The sequence below is a fragment of the Streptomyces sp. JJ36 genome, from assembly GCF_021696945.1.
Classification (GTDB): domain Bacteria; phylum Actinomycetota; class Actinomycetes; order Streptomycetales; family Streptomycetaceae; genus Streptomyces.
In genome coordinates this window covers 42,956-60,700 of sequence record NZ_JACYHE010000032.1, presented here as the reverse complement: position 1 = coordinate 60,700, position 17,745 = coordinate 42,956, and the positions used below count along the sequence as shown (strand labels likewise).

General features: G+C 76.2%; 14 protein-coding genes. 9 read left to right on the top strand and 5 right to left on the bottom strand.

What is annotated here, in order from left to right:
* Positions 1–646: 646 nt before the first annotated feature.
* Positions 647–1,009 carry a helix-turn-helix transcriptional regulator gene (locus HOY81_RS14740; RefSeq protein ID WP_237320808.1) on the bottom strand — a complete coding sequence of 121 codons (363 nt, stop codon included), beginning with the start codon at positions 1,007–1,009 and terminating at the stop codon, positions 647–649.
* A gap of 313 nt (positions 1,010–1,322) precedes the next feature.
* Entirely contained in the window at positions 1,323–1,997 is a 675-nt protein-coding gene (locus HOY81_RS14735) for a YitT family protein (RefSeq protein WP_237320807.1), read from the bottom strand.
* Between the two features lie 270 nt (positions 1,998–2,267).
* Between HOY81_RS14735 and HOY81_RS14730 the strand changes: the two genes are divergently transcribed.
* Both HOY81_RS14730 and HOY81_RS14725 read left to right on the top strand, forming a co-directional pair.
* Positions 2,268–2,660, top strand: a complete 393-nt coding sequence (locus HOY81_RS14730; protein ID WP_237320806.1) for a carboxymuconolactone decarboxylase family protein — start codon at positions 2,268–2,270, stop codon at positions 2,658–2,660.
* A gap of 2 nt (positions 2,661–2,662) precedes the next feature.
* On the top strand, positions 2,663–2,851 hold the full coding sequence (locus HOY81_RS14725) for a hypothetical protein (protein ID WP_237320805.1): 189 nt from the start codon (positions 2,663–2,665) through the stop codon (positions 2,849–2,851).
* Here the strand turns inward: HOY81_RS14725 and HOY81_RS14720 are convergent.
* Positions 2,818–3,588: a spermidine synthase gene (locus tag HOY81_RS14720; RefSeq protein ID WP_237320804.1), complete on the bottom strand. Its 771-nt coding sequence runs from the start codon at positions 3,586–3,588 to the stop codon at positions 2,818–2,820. The two genes, HOY81_RS14725 and HOY81_RS14720, sit on opposite strands and share 34 nt — an antisense overlap.
* 333 nt (positions 3,589–3,921) lie before the next feature.
* On the opposite strand from HOY81_RS14720, the gene HOY81_RS14715 reads away from it, so the two are divergent.
* The 6 genes from HOY81_RS14715 (at position 3,922) to HOY81_RS14690 (ending at position 14,723) form a co-directional block, all read left to right on the top strand.
* Positions 3,922–5,118, top strand: coding sequence for a type III PLP-dependent enzyme (locus HOY81_RS14715; protein ID WP_237320803.1), 1,197 nt, complete (start codon positions 3,922–3,924; stop codon positions 5,116–5,118).
* A gap of 260 nt (positions 5,119–5,378) precedes the next feature.
* The gene (locus HOY81_RS14710) at positions 5,379–7,373 is read left to right on the top strand and encodes a pyridoxal-dependent decarboxylase (RefSeq protein WP_237320802.1); all 1,995 of its coding nucleotides are present in this window, start codon (positions 5,379–5,381) and stop codon (positions 7,371–7,373) included.
* Between the two features lie 389 nt (positions 7,374–7,762).
* Complete coding sequence (locus tag HOY81_RS27580) at positions 7,763–9,970, top strand: IucA/IucC family siderophore biosynthesis protein (protein WP_237320801.1); 2,208 nt, start codon at positions 7,763–7,765, stop codon at positions 9,968–9,970.
* Positions 9,967–11,451, top strand: coding sequence for a lysine N(6)-hydroxylase/L-ornithine N(5)-oxygenase family protein (locus tag HOY81_RS14700; RefSeq protein ID WP_237320800.1), 1,485 nt, complete (start codon positions 9,967–9,969; stop codon positions 11,449–11,451). Before HOY81_RS27580 ends, HOY81_RS14700 begins: the two co-directional genes overlap by 4 nt.
* A gap of 96 nt (positions 11,452–11,547) precedes the next feature.
* On the top strand, positions 11,548–13,338 hold the full coding sequence (locus HOY81_RS14695) for an IucA/IucC family siderophore biosynthesis protein (RefSeq protein WP_237320799.1): 1,791 nt from the start codon (positions 11,548–11,550) through the stop codon (positions 13,336–13,338).
* The gene (locus HOY81_RS14690) at positions 13,335–14,723 is read left to right on the top strand and encodes a glutamine synthetase family protein (RefSeq protein WP_237320798.1); all 1,389 of its coding nucleotides are present in this window, start codon (positions 13,335–13,337) and stop codon (positions 14,721–14,723) included. Before HOY81_RS14695 ends, HOY81_RS14690 begins: the two co-directional genes overlap by 4 nt.
* A 240-nt stretch (positions 14,724–14,963) precedes the next feature.
* Here HOY81_RS14690 and HOY81_RS14685 read toward each other — a convergent pair whose 3' ends face one another.
* On the bottom strand, positions 14,964–15,941 hold the full coding sequence (locus HOY81_RS14685; RefSeq protein WP_237320797.1) for an ABC transporter substrate-binding protein: 978 nt from the start codon (positions 15,939–15,941) through the stop codon (positions 14,964–14,966).
* Between the two features lie 180 nt (positions 15,942–16,121).
* Between HOY81_RS14685 and HOY81_RS14680 the strand changes: the two genes are divergently transcribed.
* Entirely contained in the window at positions 16,122–16,622 is a 501-nt protein-coding gene (locus HOY81_RS14680) for a tetratricopeptide repeat protein (protein ID WP_237320796.1), read from the top strand.
* Here HOY81_RS14680 and HOY81_RS27395 read toward each other — a convergent pair.
* Positions 16,592–17,071, bottom strand: a complete 480-nt coding sequence (locus tag HOY81_RS27395; protein ID WP_306423479.1) for a VanZ family protein — start codon at positions 17,069–17,071, stop codon at positions 16,592–16,594. The two genes, HOY81_RS14680 and HOY81_RS27395, sit on opposite strands and share 31 nt — an antisense overlap.
* Between the last annotated feature and the right edge of the window lie 674 nt (positions 17,072–17,745).

The window sequence follows — 17,745 nt, the reverse complement described above, 5'->3', positions numbered from 1 at the left end:
TGTGACGGGGCCGGGCGGCGGGGCGGTCGGTAGCCGGTGACGGGGGTGCCCTGGCTGGCTGCTGCCGCGCTGTGCCTGAGCTTTCGTCTTCTCGCTCCGCTCGTTCCACGTGCGTGGCAGCGCGGGGTTCGGCTGCGGGCCGTTCCGGAGTGGGGGTACGCCCCCGGCTCTCAGCACATGGAAGCGGGCCGGCGCCGCCGGGGCCTGGCCGGGCCCTCGCGCTGCCCCGGGGTGCCCGGCGCTCGGCGGCCAGGCCGGTGACGTCCGGCGCTCGGCCTGCCGCCTGGCGGGAACCCGGACCTGGACCCGGGGCGCGCGGCCCAGGGGCCCGCACCCCTGGCGCACCCGGCCTGCCCCCGGACCAGGGGCGTAAGGGCCGCCACTGGGCATTACCCCTGACGATTCCCGGATGATCATGTACTGGTCCACGCTTTTGACGAAAATCAGCCCAAATCCGTCAAAAGCGTGGACCAGTACATGATCACGACGCGGGCGGGCCCCCGGCGACCCCGACCAGCCGCGCGGGCACGCGCCCCCGCCGCACCCGGCAACGCACCCGCCACCACCCCGGCCGCGAAGCCGCAGCCGCAGCCGCACACGCGGACGGGTACGCCCGAGCCCGGCTCAGGCGTCGGCCCCCGGCCCCTCAGGAGGAGGTGGCGAGGGCGTGCCCCATGGCGGCGAGGACGGACGGGGCGACGCGGTAGTACACCCACGTGCCGCGGCGCTCGCTGGTGAGCAGCCCGGCCTCGCGGAGCTTCTTGAGGTGGTGGCTGACGGTCGGCTGGGAGACGCCGACGTCGGAGATGTCGCAGACGCAGGCCTCGCCGCCCTCGTGGGAGGCGACCAGGGAGAAGAGGCGGAGGCGCACGGGGTCGCCGAGCGCCTTGAACATCGCGGCCGTGCGCTCGGCCTCCTCGGCGGTCAGGGGGCGTTCGGTGAGGGGCGGGCAGCAGGGCTGCGCCTCCTCGGCGGCCCCCGGCGCGGGAAGCGCTTCCACGTTGGGCATAGGCCTATGTTGGCACATGTCGAATCAGGGCGGCAGGGCGCGTTCGCGGGCGCATCTGCGGCCGCCGGGTGGGACGCCGGCCGGACCGGCCAGGCCCGGGCCCGTAACGGCTCCGGCCCCGGCCTGGGCTCCTTCGGCGTCAGCCGTGGTCCGTGCCCCCGGCCTTCCCGCGGCCCGTGGTCCGCGGCCCGCGGCCCCTGGCCCGTGCCCCAGCCTCCCCGCGGGCCCGCAGGATCGCTGGACCTGGCCCGCTCTCCCCGGCGGGCGCTGTGGTGTGCCCGCCGGCCCGGGCCTTGCCCGGCGGTCGGCGGCGTCATGCCGCGCCCTGCGGGGCGGCTGCGGGGGCCGGCTCGTCCAGGCCGTGGTTGTGCATGCCCAGGGCGCGCCGGTTCAGTGCCATGAAGGGCTGGATCAGGCCGTCGACGAAGACCAGGAAGCAGACGGTGCCGACCCCCACCGGCCCGCCGAGCACCCATCCGGTCGCCAGCAGCACCGCTTCGATGCCCGCCTTCCCCAGCCAGAACGGCCAGCCCCAGCGCCGCACCAGGGTGATCACCACCAGGTCCATGGCCCGGATGCCGATCCCGCTCATGATGATCAGTGCCGAGCCGTAGGCGCAGAGAAGCACGCCCACCCCCAGGGCCGCGGTGTCGGCCAGCCAGGACAGGTCGGCGAGCAGCAGCAGGTCGATCATGCTGCCGCACAGGAAGAAGGTGACGAACGGCGCCACCACGGGCCGCCGCCGGTTCCAGGCCGACCAGATCGCGATGCACACCAGCGCGATCAGTGCCTGGGCGAGGCCGATGGTCAGCGGGATGTGCTCCTTCAGTCCGAGCGCCAGCACGTCGAGCGGGTCGGAGCCGAGTTCGGAGTGGATGAAGAGGGAGGCTCCGGTGGCGAAGACCAGGCATCCGGCGAGGTAGCCGAGCATCCGCAGGGCCAGGGCCCGGGCCGGGAGGGCGCGGAAGGTCGTGGGGAGACGGGTCATCGGTGCTCCTCGGGTCGCGACTGCGGTTTCCGGCACACGGGGGACAAGTCTCCCCAAAGCCGTGTCAGGGGCACGTCAGGTGCGGGTCAGGCGAAGCACAAGTTTCCGTACGGGATACGGCAACCGGGGGAGGCCCCGGCGCGCGGCGCGGGCGTCCCCGGGGGCGGGACGGTGACCGTTGTCAGGGGATTCGCCCCGGAATATGGTGAATTCAAGGACAGGCACGCGGCTGCGCGCCTATGCGACGAGACGTCCAAGGAAGTGGTCGCCATGGCCGGCCGTACCCGTGGCGAGATCGAGTCGGAGATCAAGGAGACGCTGGGGCTCGTGCCGCACTTCTTCACCGCCATCCCCGACGACCTGCTCGAACACGAGTGGGCGCTCTTCAAGCGGCTGGAGCTGGGCGAGACCCTCATCCCGAACAAGTACAAGGAGCTGATGGGGATCGCGCTCCACTCCGAGACCAAGTGCCGCTACTGCACCCTCTTCCACACCGAGGCGGCGAAGCTCTTCGGCGCCACCGACGAGGAGATCCAGGAGGCCGTCCACTACGCGAAGAGCAGCCTCGGATGGAGCGCCTACCTGAACGGCATGCAGGAGGACTACGACGAGTTCGCCCGCGAGCTGGGCCAGATCAAGGACCACCTCCAGCAGGCGGCCTGACCGTGCAGCTCGAATGGGCCCGTCCCGGGGTGCTGCGGGTGACCTCGCACGCGTACGAGTTCGCGGCCTTGGTCGCCTCTGCGCGTTACGTCACCGAGAACCCCCCACCGGAGATCCCGGAGGAGGCACTGGAGCAACTGCGCGGCGTGCTCGCCGACTACGAGGAGCAGGCGGCCCGTCTGGCGAGGTAGACCGTGTTGGCGGAGGTGTTCCCGCCCAGCGGGTTGCCGAAGGAGACCGTACGGGCGTCCGCCTCGACGAAGACCCGGCCCAGCGCGGTCAGGAAGCGGTCGCTCGGCGGGTCGTCGGACCAGAGCGCGAAGACCCCGCCGGGGTGCAGCGCGTCGGCGATGCGGCGGAGGCCCGGCGGCTCGTAGAGCGCGGCGTGGGCCGGGTGCAGCAGGTGGTCGGGCGAGTGGTCGACGTCCAGCAGCACGGCGTGGAAGCGCCGGCCCGGTTGCTCCGGGTCCAGGCCCTCTCCCGCGGCGGCCAGCGCGAAGAAGTCGCCCGGGGACAGCGTGCAGCGGGGGTCGCCGGCGAGCCGTTCGCCGAGGGGCACCAGCCCGCGCCGGTGCCAGGAGATGACCTCCTCCAGGGCCTCGATCACCACCAGCGTCCGCACGCGGGAGTCGCGCAGCACGGCGTCCGCCGTGTGGCCGAGACCCAGCCCGCCGACCACCACGTCGAGGACCCCTGCGGCAGTGTCGCCGACCGGCTCCGCGTCACGCAGTCCGGCGTCCCGCAGTTCGGCCAGCGCGAGTTCGGCGAGCGCCCGCTCCCCGGCGGTGAACATGCTGGACATCAGGTAGGCGTCGTCCAGCTTCACCTCGTAGACGTCGGTGCCCGTCGCCGGGTCGCGCCGCCGGCGCAGGCTGATCTCCCCCAGCGGGGTCCGCCGCCAGTCCAGTTCCTCGAAGCGCGCACTCATGAAGGCCCATCATGCCTGCCGGTCCCGATGCGCGGTGCGCCCGGTGGGCGTGAAGCGGGACTCGTGTGCGACCCGTACGCGCCGGTGCGCCCCGTGCGTCGCCCGCGTGCGCCCCGTACGCATCGGGTGCCGGGCAGGTGTGCGACGCCCGTTTCGGGGACGAACGGCAGCGAAAGAGGCAGCCATGAGGTTAGGCTCACCTAAGCCCTGTGGGTGGTGTGCGCGGGACCGGTCACCTCCGGTCCCCGGGCGCATCCGAGCCGTACCCGAGACCGAGGCCGAGTGGTGTCCGTCCAGTTCCCGCCGTCTGCTGCACCCCGTTCCGCCTATCCGGTGGAAGCGCTTCCCGAGCACGTCCGCGGCCTCCTGCTGCGCCTGGCGGGTGGAGCGGAACCGGTCTCCGCATACCTGTACGACGGTGCCGTCGCCGCGGAACGCGCCCGCGCACTCCGGGCGGCCCTCCCCGACTGGGCCGCCGTCCACTACGCCGTGAAGGCCAACTCCTTCCCCGGCGTGGTAGCCGCCCTCGCCCCGCACGTCGACGGGTTCGAAGCGGCCTCCGGTACCGAGCTCCGCCTCGCCCTGGAGGCCAAGCCGCCGCGGGACGGCGCACCGGCGCCCGTGGTCGCCGCCGGCCCCGCCAAGTCCGTACCACTGCTCACCGAACTGGTCCGGGCGCAGGTGGCGTGCGTCAACGCCGAGAGCCTGCTGGAGCTGCACCGCCTCAGCCGCATCGCGGTCGCCGAGGGCACCACGGTACGCGCGGCGCTGCGGGTCAACCCGGCCCGCATCCCCCTCGGCGGCTCCCTCAGCATGGGCGGCGTCCCCACCCAGTTCGGCGTGGCCGAGCCGGACGTCCCCGCCGTGCTCGCCGCCGCCCGGCGGCTGCCCGGCCTCGACCTGACCGGCTTCCACTTCCACGCCGCCTCCAACAACCTCGACGCCGAGGCCCACGCCGCCTATCTGCGCTGGTGCGTGGAGTGGAGCGGACGGACGGCCGCGGAGCACGGCGTCGACCTGCGCCAGGTGGACATCGGCGGCGGCATCGGCGTGGCCTTCGAGGGCGAGAAGCCCTTCGACGTCGCCCGGTTCGGCGAGCTCGCCGCCCGGGTGCAGCCGCCGCCCGGGGTCACGGTCGTGCTGGAGCCCGGCCGGTACCTGGTCACCGACTGCGGCTGGTACGCGGCCGAGGTGACGGACGTCAAACGCGCGTACGGGGAGTGGTACGCGATGCTGCGCGGCGGCATCCACCACTTCCAGCTCCCCACCTCCTGGGACATCGTGCACAACATCGCCGTGCTGCCCGTGGAGGAATGGCCCGCGGGACTGCCCCGGCCGGCGGCCGAGGACACATGCGTCACCGTCGTCGGTGAACTCTGCACCCCCGAGGACACCCTGCTGCGGGACGTGCGCGTGGACCGGGTACGCGCCGGTGACCTGGTCGTCTTCCCCTGCGCAGGGTCCTACGGCTGGGAGTTCGCCATGCACTCCTTCCTCGGGCACCCGGTCGCCGCACGCCACATGCTGTAGGGCGGCCCGCCCGCGCCCTCCCGGCGCACCCGACTCCCGACCCGCCGCCGTCCTTCCGGAGCCTCCGCCATGACCGTCGCCCCCGCGCGCGTCCGTACCCGCCCCCGCCCGTCGCCGCCCGTGCCCGCACCGGCTGGGGGAGGAGCGTTCCACGGCGCCTTACGGCCGGTCGGGTCCGGGTCCGGGGCGGACCGGGAGGCCGGCGCGGCGCACCGCCCGGCCACGCCCGCAGCAGGCGCGGCACACCCCGGGAGGACGGCATGAGCCCGCGGCCCGGGGACGAGACCCGGGAACGGGCGGAGAACGCGGCGGCCGTCTCCGGGAGCCGGCCCGGCACCGGGCCCGGCGTGGCCGGTGACGCGCCGGTCGCCCCTGGCCCCGTACGCGGCGTCCCCCCGGCACGGGGTCCCGCCGCGGGGCGGCGGCCGGAGGCCACGGAGCCTGCCGGAGGCCCGGGACCGTCGCCCCTGGGCGTCCCGGAGCCGGCCGGAAGCCCGGGCGACCGGGACCTGCTGGGGGACCTCGGGCCGGGTAGCCCGGTGCCGGTGCCGCTGCGGGGCCCGGAGCCGCCGGGGGGCACGGACCTGTCCGGTGGCCCGGTGCCGCTGTGTGACGGCGCGTCACCGGGCGGCCTGGAGTCGCCGGGCGGTGCGGGCCCGGTGGGTGGTCCGGCGTCGCCGGGCGACCGTGCCCCGCTGGGCGGCCCCCGCCGGCCCGGCGGTCCGGACCGGGCGGGCCCACCGGGCCCGCAGGCAGACGTGCTGCTCGCCCGGCTCGCCGCCCTCGCCGGCGGCACGGACGGGCCGCGGGCCCTGGAACAGCCCGTACGCGAGGTCCTGGAGGCCCTGGCCGACGGCGCCCGTGCCCGGGGCGGCCCCCTGCCCGCCGGCGCCCCCTGGGTCACCTCCGAGTCCATGGCCAAGGCGTACGCCACCGCGGACGGCGACGGCGCCCTGCGCACCCTCACCGAGGCGCTGGCCCAGGGCAGCGCCGACCCCGCCGACCCCGCCTGCGCCGCACACCTGCACTGCCCCCCGCTGGCCGTGGCCGTCGCCGCGGACCTCGCCGTCTCCGCCCTCAACCCCTCGCAGGACTCCTGGGACCAGGCCCCCGCCGCCACCGCCCTGGAGACCCGGCTCCTCGCCGGGATGGCCGCGCTCGTCGGCTACGACCCGGAAGCCGCCGCCGGGGTGCTGACGTCCGGCGGCACCGAGTCCAACCTGATGGGGCTGATGCTCGCCCGCGACCGGGTCTGGGGCCGTGCGGACGGGACGCAGATCGAGCTGGCCGGCACCCCGGGCCGCGCCGCCCGCCCGCGGATCTTCGCCTCCGCCGCCGCGCACTTCTCGGTGCAGCGCGCCGCGGCCCTGCTGGGGCTCGGCGAGGACGCGGTGGTGCCGGTGCCCGTGGACCACCTGCTCCGGATGCGCCCCGACGCGCTGGAGCAGGCCATGGCGGAGAGCGTCGCACGCGGCGAACTGCCGCTCGCCGTCGCCGCCACCGCGGGCACCACCGACACCGGCAGTTTCGACCCGCTGGGCCCGTGTGCCGACCTCGCCGCCCGGCACGGCGCCTGGCTGCACGTGGACGCCGCATACGGCGGGGGCGCCCTGCTCTCCCCGCGGCTGGCGCCGCTGCTGGACGGCCTCGCCCGCGCCGACTCCGTCTCGCTCGACTGGCACAAGCTGGGCTGGCAGCCCACCGCCGCCGGGATCTTCCTGGCGCGCCGCGCCGCCGACTACGCCTCGCTGGCCCGTCGCGCGGTCTACCTCAACCCGCGGGACGACGAGGAGGCCGGCTACCCGAGCCTGCTCGGGCTGTCGCTGCGCACCACCCGGCGGGCCGACGCGTTCAAGATCGCGGTGACGCTGCGGACCCTCGGCACCGAGCGGCTGGGCCGGCTGGTCGACGCCTGCCACGCCCTGGCGCTGGCCGGAGCCCGGGCCGTACGGGCTGACCCGCGGCTGGAGTTGTACGCCGAACCGGTGCTGACCGCCTTCCTCTTCCGCTACCTGCCCGCCGACCCGGCGCTCGCGGCCGACCCGGAGGCGGTCGACCGGATCAACGCCGCGCTGCGGCGCCGGCTGCTGCGCGACGGCACCGCAGTGGTCGGGCGCACCGAGCTCCCCGGGGAGGGCGCCGGGGGCGTGCGCCTGAAGCTCACCCTGCTCAACCCGCACGCCACCGCCGAGCAGGTGAAGCGGTTGCTGCGCCTCGTCGTCGCGGCGGGCCACGCCGAGGAGACCGGCCGGTGACCCGCCGCCCCGCCCCGCACGGGACGCACGCCGAGGAAGCCTCCGGCCCCGCGGGCCGGCGCCCCGGGGAACCCCTGGACGGGGCCGCAGCGGCCGGACCCGCCGCTCCGGCCCCGTCCGGCGGGGCGCCGGTGTCCGGCACGTCCGGTGCGGGCGCGGCCGGTGCGGGCGCGTCCGGCGGGGCGCCCTTATCCGGTGCGGGCGGGCGCGGCGGCCCCCCGCCCGGCGCCTTCCCGGCGTCCGACTCCGCGGCTGGTCCGGCCCGGGGCGGTGGCGCGGCCGCCCGGGGTGACGTCCGGCCCGGCGGCCCGCACACCGGTGCCGCCGGGGCCGCCGTGTCCGGAAACCCCGCCTTCCCGGGCGTCGGGGGAGACTCGCCGGGCCGTCCCGTGACGCCGGGCGCGGACCCCGCGCCCCCGTCCCCGGTGGGCGGCGGGCCGGGCCCCGACCCGCTCGATCACCCGGACCCGCGGGAGGCCGCGGCGGCGGCCGCCGCCGAGCGGCTGGTGCGGTCGTACGTACGCGAGCACGGCATCGACGTGCCGCCCGCGGGTCAGGAGGTGCGGCTCGGACTCCCGGCCTCCGGACTGCACCTCGCCGTGCCGGTGCGCTACCGCAGCGCCACCGGGTGGCACCGCTTCGGACCCGCCCGCCTGCTGCCCCCGGCCGCCGCCGAGCCGGGGGCGACCGCGGTCGGAGAGGTGGCGGCCCCCGGCGCGTCCGGGGCGCTGCCGGCACCGGCCGGCACGGGCCCCGGCACGGCGCCCGGCACGGGCGTGGGGGAGGCGGGCGCTCTGGAGGGCGGCTCCCCGTGTCCGGGAGGACCGGGCGGGGTCTGCCGTCCGGGCCAGGGCCGGGCTCGCGGGTCCGTGCCCCCGGCCTCCGCCGCCGTGGCGAACGGGCCGACGCAGGGGGGCTTCTCGGACGGGGCTCCCGGCGCCGGTGCGGACGGGGCTCCCGGGGCCGGTTCGGGTGTGGCTCCCGTGGCCGGTGCGGGTGCGGCTCCCCTGGCCGGCGCGGCAGGCCTGGGGGCGGCGGGCGCTGGGTGCCCCGCCGGGGTGGCGCTGGTGGCGGCCGCCCTGGTGCGGGAGACCACCGTGGCCCGCGCTCTCCCCCCGCACCGCGGGGACGACGCGGTGGCCCGGGTGCTGGACTCGGCCGCCCGCACCGCGGCCCACCTGACCCGCCGGCGCGGCGAGGAGCGGGGCGCGGAGGGCCCCACCCCGTTCCTCGACGCCGAGCAGGCCCTGCTGCTCGGCCACCCCTTCCATCCGGCGCCGAAGAGCCGGGAGGAGGCCACGGAGGCGGAACTCGACGCCTGGTCCCCGGAGATGCGCGGCTCCTTCCCGCTGCACTGGTTCGCCGCGCACCCGGACGTGGTGGCCGGCGAGAGCGCGGACGGCCGTACGGTCGCCGGGGTGCTGCGCCCGCTCGCCCGGGGCCTCGACCTGCCGCCCGGGATGCTGCCGGTCCCGGCCCATCCCTGGCAGGCCCGCGAGGTGCTGCGGCGGCCGGGGACGGCCGCCCTGGTGGACGCGGGGCTGCTGCGCCCGCTCGGGCCGTACGGGCCGGCCTGGTGGCCCACCTCCTCGGTGCGGACCGTGCACCGGCCGGACGCCGCGGTGATGCTCAAGCTGTCGCTCGGTATGCGCATCACCAACTCCCGCCGCAACAACCTGCGGGGTGAGCTGCGGCTCGGCGTCCGCGCCGCGCGCCTGCTGGCCGCCGGGCCGGCCGCCTGGCTGCGCGCCGAGCACCCGGAGTTCGGCATCCTGCGCGACTTCGCCTGGGTGTCCGCCGGCCCGCCGGAACCCGGCGGGCCCGGGGGGAGGGACGCCGTGCCGGGCGGCGAGTCCGGGCTGGAGACCGCGATCCGCGACAACCCCTTCCGCGGCGGCCCGGACGACGCCCTGTGCCTGGCCGGGCTGCTGGCCGAGCGCACCGGCCCGGGCGACGGCCGACCGCCGCGGCACCGCGCCCTGCTGTCCGCCGCGGTGGCGCAGGCGGCCCGGGTGCACGGCGTCGGCCGGGCGGAGGCCGCCGCCCGGTGGCTCGACCGCTGCCTGGACGTGCTCGCCGTACCGCTGATCCGGCTCTACGCCCGGTACGGCATCGCGCTGGAACCGCACCACCAGAACACCCTGCTCGCACTGTCCGGCGACGGCCTGCCCCGGGCGGGCTGGTACCGCGACAGCCAGGGCTACTACGTCGCCGCCTCCCGGGCCGGCGAGGCGGAACGCCTGCTGCCCGGTGTCACCACGGGGGTCGAGCTGGTCTTCGACGACGCCCTGGTGGACGAGCGGATCGCCTACTACCTCGGCGTCAACAACCTCCTCGGCCTGGTCGGCGCCTTCGGCGCCCTGGGCCTCGCCGCGGAGGAGCCCTTGCTGCGGCGCGTACGGGACCGCCTCGCCGCGCTGCGCGGCACGGAGCCCGGCGCGCGGGGCCTGCTGGACACCCTCCTCGACGCGCCCGCGCTGCGCTGCAAGGGCAACTATCTGACCTGCGTGGACGGGCGGGACGAACTCGTCGGCGACGTCCACACCCAGTCCGTCTACCTCGACCTGCCCAACCCCCTCCGGGAGGCCACGCCGTGACCGACCACCACCGCAGCGCCGCCGGGCCGTCCGCCGGGTCCGCCGGGGAGCCGTACGACCTGCTCGGCGTGGGCATCGGCCCGTTCAACCTCTCGCTGGCCGCCCTCGCGGACGGCGTCCCCGGGCTGCGCACCTGCTTCCTGGACGCCCGGCCCGCCTTCTCCTGGCACCCCGGGCTGCTGCTGGAGGGCACCGTGCTCCAGGTGCCGTTCCTCGCCGACCTGGTGACCATGGCGGACCCGACCAGCCCCTGGTCGTTCCTGAACTACCTGCGGGCGCACGACCGCCTGTTCCCCTTCTTCTTCGCGGAACGCTTCCACATCCCGCGGCGCGAGTACGACCACTACTGCCGCTGGGTCGCCGAGCGGCTGCCGTCCTGCCGCTTCGGTGCGGAGGTCACGGCGCTGGAGTGGGACGCGGGAGCGGAGGTCTTCGTGGCCGAGCACCGCACCCCCGGCGGGGGGCGCGTTCGGATGCGGGCGCGGCAGGTGGTGCTGGGCGTCGGCACCGAGCCGGTGGTGCCGGAGCCGCTGCGGCCGTTCCTCGCCGGGGCCCCCGGAGCGTCCGGCGGGTCGCCCGGGCCGGCCCCGGCGGGCGTACGGGTGCTGCACAGCGCGGACTACCGCGCGCACCGCGCGGCGCTCGCCGCCCTCGACGACGTGACCGTCCTCGGGGCGGGCCAGTCCGGCGCCGAGGTGGCCCTCGACCTGCTCCGCCGGCAGGACGGGCACGGGGAGGGCGGCCCGTACGTGCGCTGGCTGGCCCGGTCCCCCGCCTTCGCACCGATGGAGTACTCCAAGATCGGCCTGGAGCACTTCACCCCTGACTACGTCCGCTACTTCCGCGGGCTTCCCGCGGAGCGGCGGGACCGTTTGGTGCGCGAGCAGTGGCAGCTCTACAAGGGCGTGAGCGAGGAGACGCTGGCGGAGCTGCACGACGAACTGTACGAGCGGACGATCGGCGGGGCCGCACCACGTGCCGCCCTGCACCCGGGCGTGGAGGTGGTCGCCGCGGAGCCCCGCGTACGGGATGCCGGGGGCGCCGTGGACGCGGCCGGCGGGGGGCTGCGGCTGGTCTGCCGCCATGTCGAGCAGGGCGCCGAGTTCGCGGTGCGCACCTCGGCCGTCGTCGCCGCCACCGGGTACGCGCCGGTGCGCCCGGCCTTCCTGGAGCCGCTGGCCGGGCTCGTGGACTGGGACGCCCAGGGCCGCTACCGGGTGGACGGCACCTACCGGGTGGCGCTCGACCCGGCGGTCACCGGGGCGCTCTACGTGCAGAACGCCGAGATGCACACCCACGGCGTGGGCGCCCCCGACCTGACCCTGGGCGCCTGGCGCGCCGCGACCATCCTCAACGCCGTCGCGGGGAAGGCGGTGGTGCCGGTGCCGGAGCGGGCCGCCTGGACCACCTTCGGGGCACCGGAGCCCGGTGCCCCGGCCTCCGCCCGCGTCCCCGTTCCCCGTGCCGCCGCCCCCCGGTGACGGCCGCCGCGCAGCGCGCCCCACGCACGGCGGCTCCGGGCTGGCCGGGCGGGAGCCCCGCACTCCGCAATCGTCGTCCCCCGAGGAGGCACACCCATGACACCGACCCCCTCCGCCCTCTGGGCACGGGCCGGGAGCCGGCTGCTGGTCAAGGCGCTCGAGGAATTCGCGTACGAGGAGCTGCTGCTGCCCGAGCCGGTGCCGGACGCCCCCGGCGCGTACCGCCTGGCTCTCGCGGACGGCGTGCACTGGACGCTGCGCGCCACCCGCGGCGCGTTCGGCGCCTGGCGCGTCGACCCCGACTCCCCGCGCCGCCACCCCGCACCGCCCGCCGGGGAGGAAGCCGGCCCGGAACGGCTGCTGCTGGACGCCCGCCCGCTGCTCGGCTGGGACGGCCCCACCACCGCCGAGGTGCTCCGCGAACTCACCGCCACCCGGCAGGCCGAGGCCCGGGTCCTCGCCCGCGCGGTGCCCGCCGCCGCCCTCGCCGACCTCTCCCACGCCGACCTGGAGACCCACCAGAACGGCCACCCCTGCATGCTGCTCAACAAGGGCCGGCTGGGCTTCTCCGCCGCCGACAGCGCCGCCTACGCCCCCGAGGCCGCCGGAACCGTACGGCTGCGCTGGGCCGCGGTGCACCGCACCCTCGCCGGCTACGCCGGGGGGCCCGGGCTGGACGCCGAGCGGCTGCTGGCCGAGGAGCTGGACCCGGGGGTGCGGGAGGAGTTCGCCGCCGTGCTCGGCGCCGCCTGCGCGGAGAGCGGCCGGGCCGCCGCGGACTTCGTCTGGCTGCCGGTGCACCCGTTCCACTGGGACGAGGCCGTGGCCCCCCTCTTCGCCCCCTACCTCGCCGACGGCCGGATCGTGCCGCTCGGCGAGGGGCCGGACCGGTACCGCCCGCTCCAGTCGGTCCGTACCCTCACCAACCTCGACCACCCGCACCGCCGGGACGTCAAGGTGCCGCTGCTCATCCGCAACACCCTGGTGTGGCGCGGGCTGGCGCCCGGCCCGACGGCGGCCGCCCCCGAGGTGAGCCGCTGGCTGCACGCGCTGCGCGCCGCCGACCCGTACCTGCGGGACGAGCTGCGCTTCCACCCGCTCGGCGAGGTCGCCTCGGTGGCCGTCCGGCACCCCCTCTACGACGCGGTCGCGGACGCCCCGTACCGCTACCACGAGCTCCTCGGCGCAGTCTGGCGGGAGCCGCTCGCCGGCCTGCTGCGGGAGGGCGAACGCGCCCGCACCCTGGCGGCCCTGCTCGGCACCGGCTCCGACGGGCGCACCCTCGTCGCGGAGCTGGTCGCGCGCTCCGGGCTGCCCGCCCGCGCCTGGCTGGAACGATTCTTCGCCGCGCTGCTCCCGGGCCTGCTGCACCATCTCTACCGGCACGGCGTGGCCTTCTGCCCGCACGGCGAGAACACCGTGCTGCTCTCCGACGCCGGCGAGGTGCCGTCCGGCATCGCGGTGAAGGACTTCGCGGAGGACGTCAACCTGCTGCCCGGGGCGCGGCCCGAGTACGCCGGTCTGCCGGCGGACGCGGACGCCGTCCTGCTCCGCTGGCCCGCCCGGGAGCTGGCGCACTCGCTGCTCAGCGCGGTCTTCGCCGGGCACTTCCGGCACTTCGCGCCGCTCGTCGCGGAGTCCCTGGAGGTGCCGGAGCGGGAGTTCTGGTCGCTGGTACGGGCGGAGGTCGAGCGCTACCACGCGCGGTTCCCGCAGCTCGCCGACCGGTTCGCGGAGTTCGGGCTGCTCGCCCCCGAGTTCGGCCGCGTCGCCCTCAACCGGGAGCAGCTCCTCGGCGGCGCCTTCCACGACCGCGCGGAGAAGGACGAGGGCTTTGACGTCGTGCACGGCACCGTTCCCAACCCGCTGGCAGGAGGCCGGATATGACCGCCGCCGAAGAGACCGCCCCGCACGACCGCCACGCCCCGTACGGGGAACTGCGCGCCCGGGCGGCGTCCGGCGAGATCGAGGAGGTCGTCGTCGCCGTCCCCGACCTCCAGGGCAGGCTGCAGGGCAGCCGGCTCGCCGCGCCGTACTTCCTCCAGGAGACGGTCACCGAGGGCTTCGGCGCCTGCGTCTACCTGCTCGCCACCGACGTGGAGATGGACACCGGCCCCGGCTACGCCGTGGACGCCTGGGAGAGCGGCTTCGGCGACTTCGTGCTGCGCCCCGACCCGGGGACCCTGCGCTGCCCGCCGTGGGACCCCGGCACGGCCCAGGTGCTCGCCGACGCCCACTGGCCGGACGGCTCCCCCGTCGGCATGGCGCCGCGGCAGGTGCTGCGCGGCCAGCTCGACCGGCTCGCCGCGCGCGGGCTGCGGGCGTACGCGGGCACCGAGCTGGAGTTCCTGGTCTTCCTCGACACCTACCGGGAGGCCTGGGAGCGCCGCTACCACGGGCTGACCCCCGCCACCCGGCACAACGTGGACTACGCCCTCCAGGGGCTGGAGGGCGTCGAGCCGGTGGTGCGCCGCATCCGGCGCGAGATGGTACGGGCCGGGCTGGCCCTGGAGACCGCGCGCGGCGAGTGCCACCCGGGCCAGTACGAGATCGTCTTCCGGTACGCGGAGGCGCTGGCCGCCTGCGACGACCACGTCTTCTTCAAGAACGGCGCCAAGCAGATCGCCGCCGCGGAGGGTGCGGCGCTCACCTTCATGCCGCAGTTCGGCGCGGGCGAGGGCAACTCCTGCCACCTGCACCTCTCGCTGCGCGGCGAGGACGGTTCCCCGGTCTTCGCCGACCCGGACGCGGAGCTGGGCATGTCCGCCCTGATGCGGCACTTCGTGGCCGGGCAGCTCGCCTGCCTGCCGGAGTTCGCACTGCTCATGGCGCCGAACGTGAACTCGTACAAGCGGCTGCGGGCGGGCGGCTTCGCACCCTCCGGGATCGCCTGGGGGTGGGACAACCGCACCTGCGCGGTCCGGGTCGTCGGCGCCGGGGCCGGGCTGCGGATCGAGCACCGGGTGCCGGGCGGCGACGCCAACCCGTACCTGGCGGTCGCGGCCGCGGTGGCCGCCGGGCTGTACGGCGTCGAGCACCGGCTGCCGCTGCCCGCCCCGCACCCCGGCAACGCGCTGGCGGACGCCACGGTGCCCCGGCTGCCCGGCACGCTGGGCGAGGCGCTGCACCGCTGGGAGCGCAGCGACCGGGCGGTGCGGGCGTTCGGCGCGGACGTCGTCGCGCACTACGCGCAGGCGGCACGGGCCGAACTGGCCGCCTTCGAGACGGCCGTGACCGACTGGGAGCGGATGCGCGGCTTCGAACGGCTCTAGCCGCCGGTCCGGGGCACGGCGTGCGGGCGCGCCGGTCCGTGCACGGCGTGTGGGCGCGCGGCCCCCGGGCCCCGGAGTCGTGCGCGCACAGCAGGCCGGACGGGCACGCGGCGCCGCGCTCACCGTTCGCCCGGGCGGCGGGTGCCCCGGCGCCGCGCACCGGGACACCCGCCGTGGGCGTCGGTGGGGGCCGCTCGGAAGCCTGGCGAGGCCGCCCCGGGAGCCCCGGGTGCCCGCAGGTCAGGCGTCGGAGCCGCCGAGGTGCTTCTCCATCTGGTCCAGGATCTGCCCGGCGCCGGTGTAGCCGATGCCCAGCATCCAGAGGTTGTCGTCCACCCGGAAGGCCCGGTCGTTCTGTACCGCGTCCAGGCCCTTCCAGAGGCCGCTCCGGGTCACCTTGGTCTCGTCGGCCTTCTCCGGGTCGCCGTAGGTGGAGTAGAAGATGATGTCGGCCTGCGCCTTGTCGATCTGCTCCGGGCTGACGTCGAGGGAGAAGCCGGTGCCGTCCTGGTTCTCGGGGCGGCCGACGCCGAGGTCCTGGAAGATCGAGCCGATGAAGGTGTCGTTCTTGTAGAGCCGGATGTCGGCGCCCTCGATGAAGCGCACGAAGCCGACGGTGGACTTCTTCGCCTGCTCCGGGCCGCCGAGCGTCTCGCGCACCTCCTCGATGTGCTGCTCGTAGTCGGCGACGACCTGCTCGGCCTTCTTCTCCTCGCCCAGCGCCTCGGCGTGCAATGTGAAGTTCTCTCGCCAGGTGGGGCCGGTGGTCTCGGTGAAGACGGTCGGGGCGATGGCGGAGAGCTTGTCGTAGTTCTTCTCGTCGCGGACCTTGCTGCTGAGGATGAGGTCCGGGTCCAGGGAGTTGATCTTCTCCAGGTTGGGCGTGCCGATGGTGCCGACCGTCTCCACGCCCTTCAGCTTCTTCTCGGGCAGGTAGGTGGAGAGGGGCCGGCCGGGCTCGGCGGCCACCGCGCCGACCGGCTGCACGCCGAGGGTGACGGCGGAGTCCAGGGCGTCGGTGTCGAGGACGACCACGCGCTGCGGGTCCTCGGGGACCTCGACCTCGCCCATCGCCGTGCTCACCGTGTGGGTCGCGCCCCCGGCGTCCTGGGAACCGCCCTTCCCGTCCTCCGAGCCCCCGCAGGCGGTGGCGGTGAGGGCGAGGGCGACGGCGGTGCCGGTCAGGACGGCGCGGCGGTGGAAGGCGGTGGTGGACATGGGTACGGATGCGCCTCTCGTGGGACGGTGGAGCGGCCCGGACGCACACACGTCCGGGCAAATTCAGGTGAGGCTAACCTAACTGCTAGTGCTCTGCAAGGGCGCATCTCTCCCGCCCGCACGCCGTTCCGGGCTTCGCCGCACCCCCGCCCGGGCCCTCCCGCCTGACACCCTGGGCGCATGAGTGCAGCGAGCAGGGACGAGGTGCTGGCGGCGGCCGCCGCGTTGCAGGAGCAGGGGCGCCTGGAGGAGGCACGGGAACGGCTGACGGAGCTGGCCGCCGGGCTTCCCGGGGACGCCGAGGTGGCGTATCACGCGGCCTCGGTCCACGACCGGCTGGGCCTGGAGGCCGAGGCCGTCCCGTTCTACGAACGCGCCCTCGCCGGCGAGGGCCTGCCCGACGAGGACCGCCGGGGCGCGCTGCTCGGGCTGGGCAGCACCTACCGGGTGCTGGGCCGGTACGAGGAGGCCGTCGCCACGCTCCGCCGGGGCGTGGCGGACCACCCGGACGACGGCGCCCTCCAGGCGTTCCTGGCCATGGCCCTGTTCCACACCGGGCAGGCGGACGAGTCGCTGCGGATCCTGCTGCGGCTGCTCGCGGCCACCAGCACCGATCCGTCCGTCCAGCAGTACCGGCGGGCTCTGGAGCTCTACGCACGGGACTTCGGCGCGGAGCCCTGAGGCTCACTCCGGGTGAACCGGTGCCACCAGTGGCGGCGCCGCGGGTGGACCGCCCGGCCCAGGCGCCGGCCCAGCAGGAGATAGCCGAGCAGCGCGCCCGTGGTGTTGAGCAGCACGTCGTCGATGTCGAAGGCGCGCCCGGTGATGAGGGCGCCCTGCACCAGCTCCACCAGGACCATCACCACGGCGGTGACCAGCGCCACCCGCAGCAGCCCCCGCGCCCGGGGCACCAGCACCGGCAGCAGCAGGCCGAACGGCACGCCCAGCACGATGTTGCCGCCGAGCTGCTTGACCGTGTCGCGGAAGCCGGGACGTTCGAGGTAGGCCCGGATCGAGTCGCCGGGGCGCAGGTTGGTGTGGATCAGGGCCTCGGAGGCGGCGGACTCGTTCAGGGTCACCCGGGCCAGCAGCACGGCGAACACCACCATCGCCCCGAAGGCCAGCAGCATGGCCGGCACCCGCACCCAGGGCGGGGGCGCCGCCGGGGCGCGCTGCGCAGCGGCCTCCGCAGGCCGGTCCGCACCGGCGGGCCGCTCTGCGCCGCCGGCGCCCTTGCGGCCGGTCGTGCCCTTGCGGCCGGTCGTGCCCTTTCCGCCGGTTGCGCCCTTCGGGCCGGTCTTCCGCTTCCGGCCGGCGGTCTCCGTACGGGCACCTGCGCGGCCGCCGGAGCTCCGCGCGCGGGACCGGCCGCCGCGGGACTTCCGTTCCCGCGCGGGCTGCGCGCCCCCGGCGGACTTCGCCCCAGGCGAGGACTTTCCGTCCTGGGCGGACTTCCCGCCCCCGGCCGGCTTGCCGTCCGCCGCGGACCTGCCGCTGCCGAGGATCCAGCGGCCTCCTGCGGGCCTCGTCCGGGGATCACGCTCCTTCCCTCCGTCTCCGGAGGACTTCCGTCCCTTCGGGCGCCGCCCGCCCGTCCCCTTCGCGGAGTCGTCGGGCGGCGGGGATGTTCTCGGCATCACTCCCCCTCGTGTCGTCCGGCTCGTTGCCGGGGCTCGCAGCCTCTTTCCCGGGCCGCGGGGGAGCATGCCCGGGCCGGACGCCGGGCGGGTGCACGCGGGGCGCGGAGGAGCAGGTGACCCTGTATTTCGTCAAGTCACGGGAATATAACGAACGATGGCGGGTA

Bases quoted from the DNA above. Each gene is read 5' to 3' on its own strand.
- HOY81_RS14695 (WP_237320799.1), top strand. From the start codon at position 11,548: ATGACACCGACCCCCTCCGCCCTCTGGGCACGGGCCGGGAGCCGGCTG.
- HOY81_RS14720 (WP_237320804.1), bottom strand. From the start codon at position 3,588: ATGAGTGCGCGCTTCGAGGAACTGGACTGGCGGCGGACCCCGCTGGGG.
- HOY81_RS14710 (WP_237320802.1), top strand. From the start codon at position 5,379: ATGAGCCCGCGGCCCGGGGACGAGACCCGGGAACGGGCGGAGAACGCG.
- HOY81_RS27395 (WP_306423479.1), bottom strand. From the start codon at position 17,071: ATGCTGCTGGCCTTCGGGGCGATGGTGGTGTTCGCCGTGCTGCTGGCC.
- HOY81_RS14735 (WP_237320807.1), bottom strand. From the start codon at position 1,997: ATGACCCGTCTCCCCACGACCTTCCGCGCCCTCCCGGCCCGGGCCCTG.
- HOY81_RS14680 (WP_237320796.1), top strand. From the start codon at position 16,122: ATGAGTGCAGCGAGCAGGGACGAGGTGCTGGCGGCGGCCGCCGCGTTG.
- HOY81_RS14685 (WP_237320797.1), bottom strand. From the start codon at position 15,941: ATGTCCACCACCGCCTTCCACCGCCGCGCCGTCCTGACCGGCACCGCC.
- HOY81_RS14730 (WP_237320806.1), top strand. From the start codon at position 2,268: ATGGCCGGCCGTACCCGTGGCGAGATCGAGTCGGAGATCAAGGAGACG.
- HOY81_RS14690 (WP_237320798.1), top strand. From the start codon at position 13,335: ATGACCGCCGCCGAAGAGACCGCCCCGCACGACCGCCACGCCCCGTAC.
- HOY81_RS14740 (WP_237320808.1), bottom strand. From the start codon at position 1,009: ATGCCCAACGTGGAAGCGCTTCCCGCGCCGGGGGCCGCCGAGGAGGCG.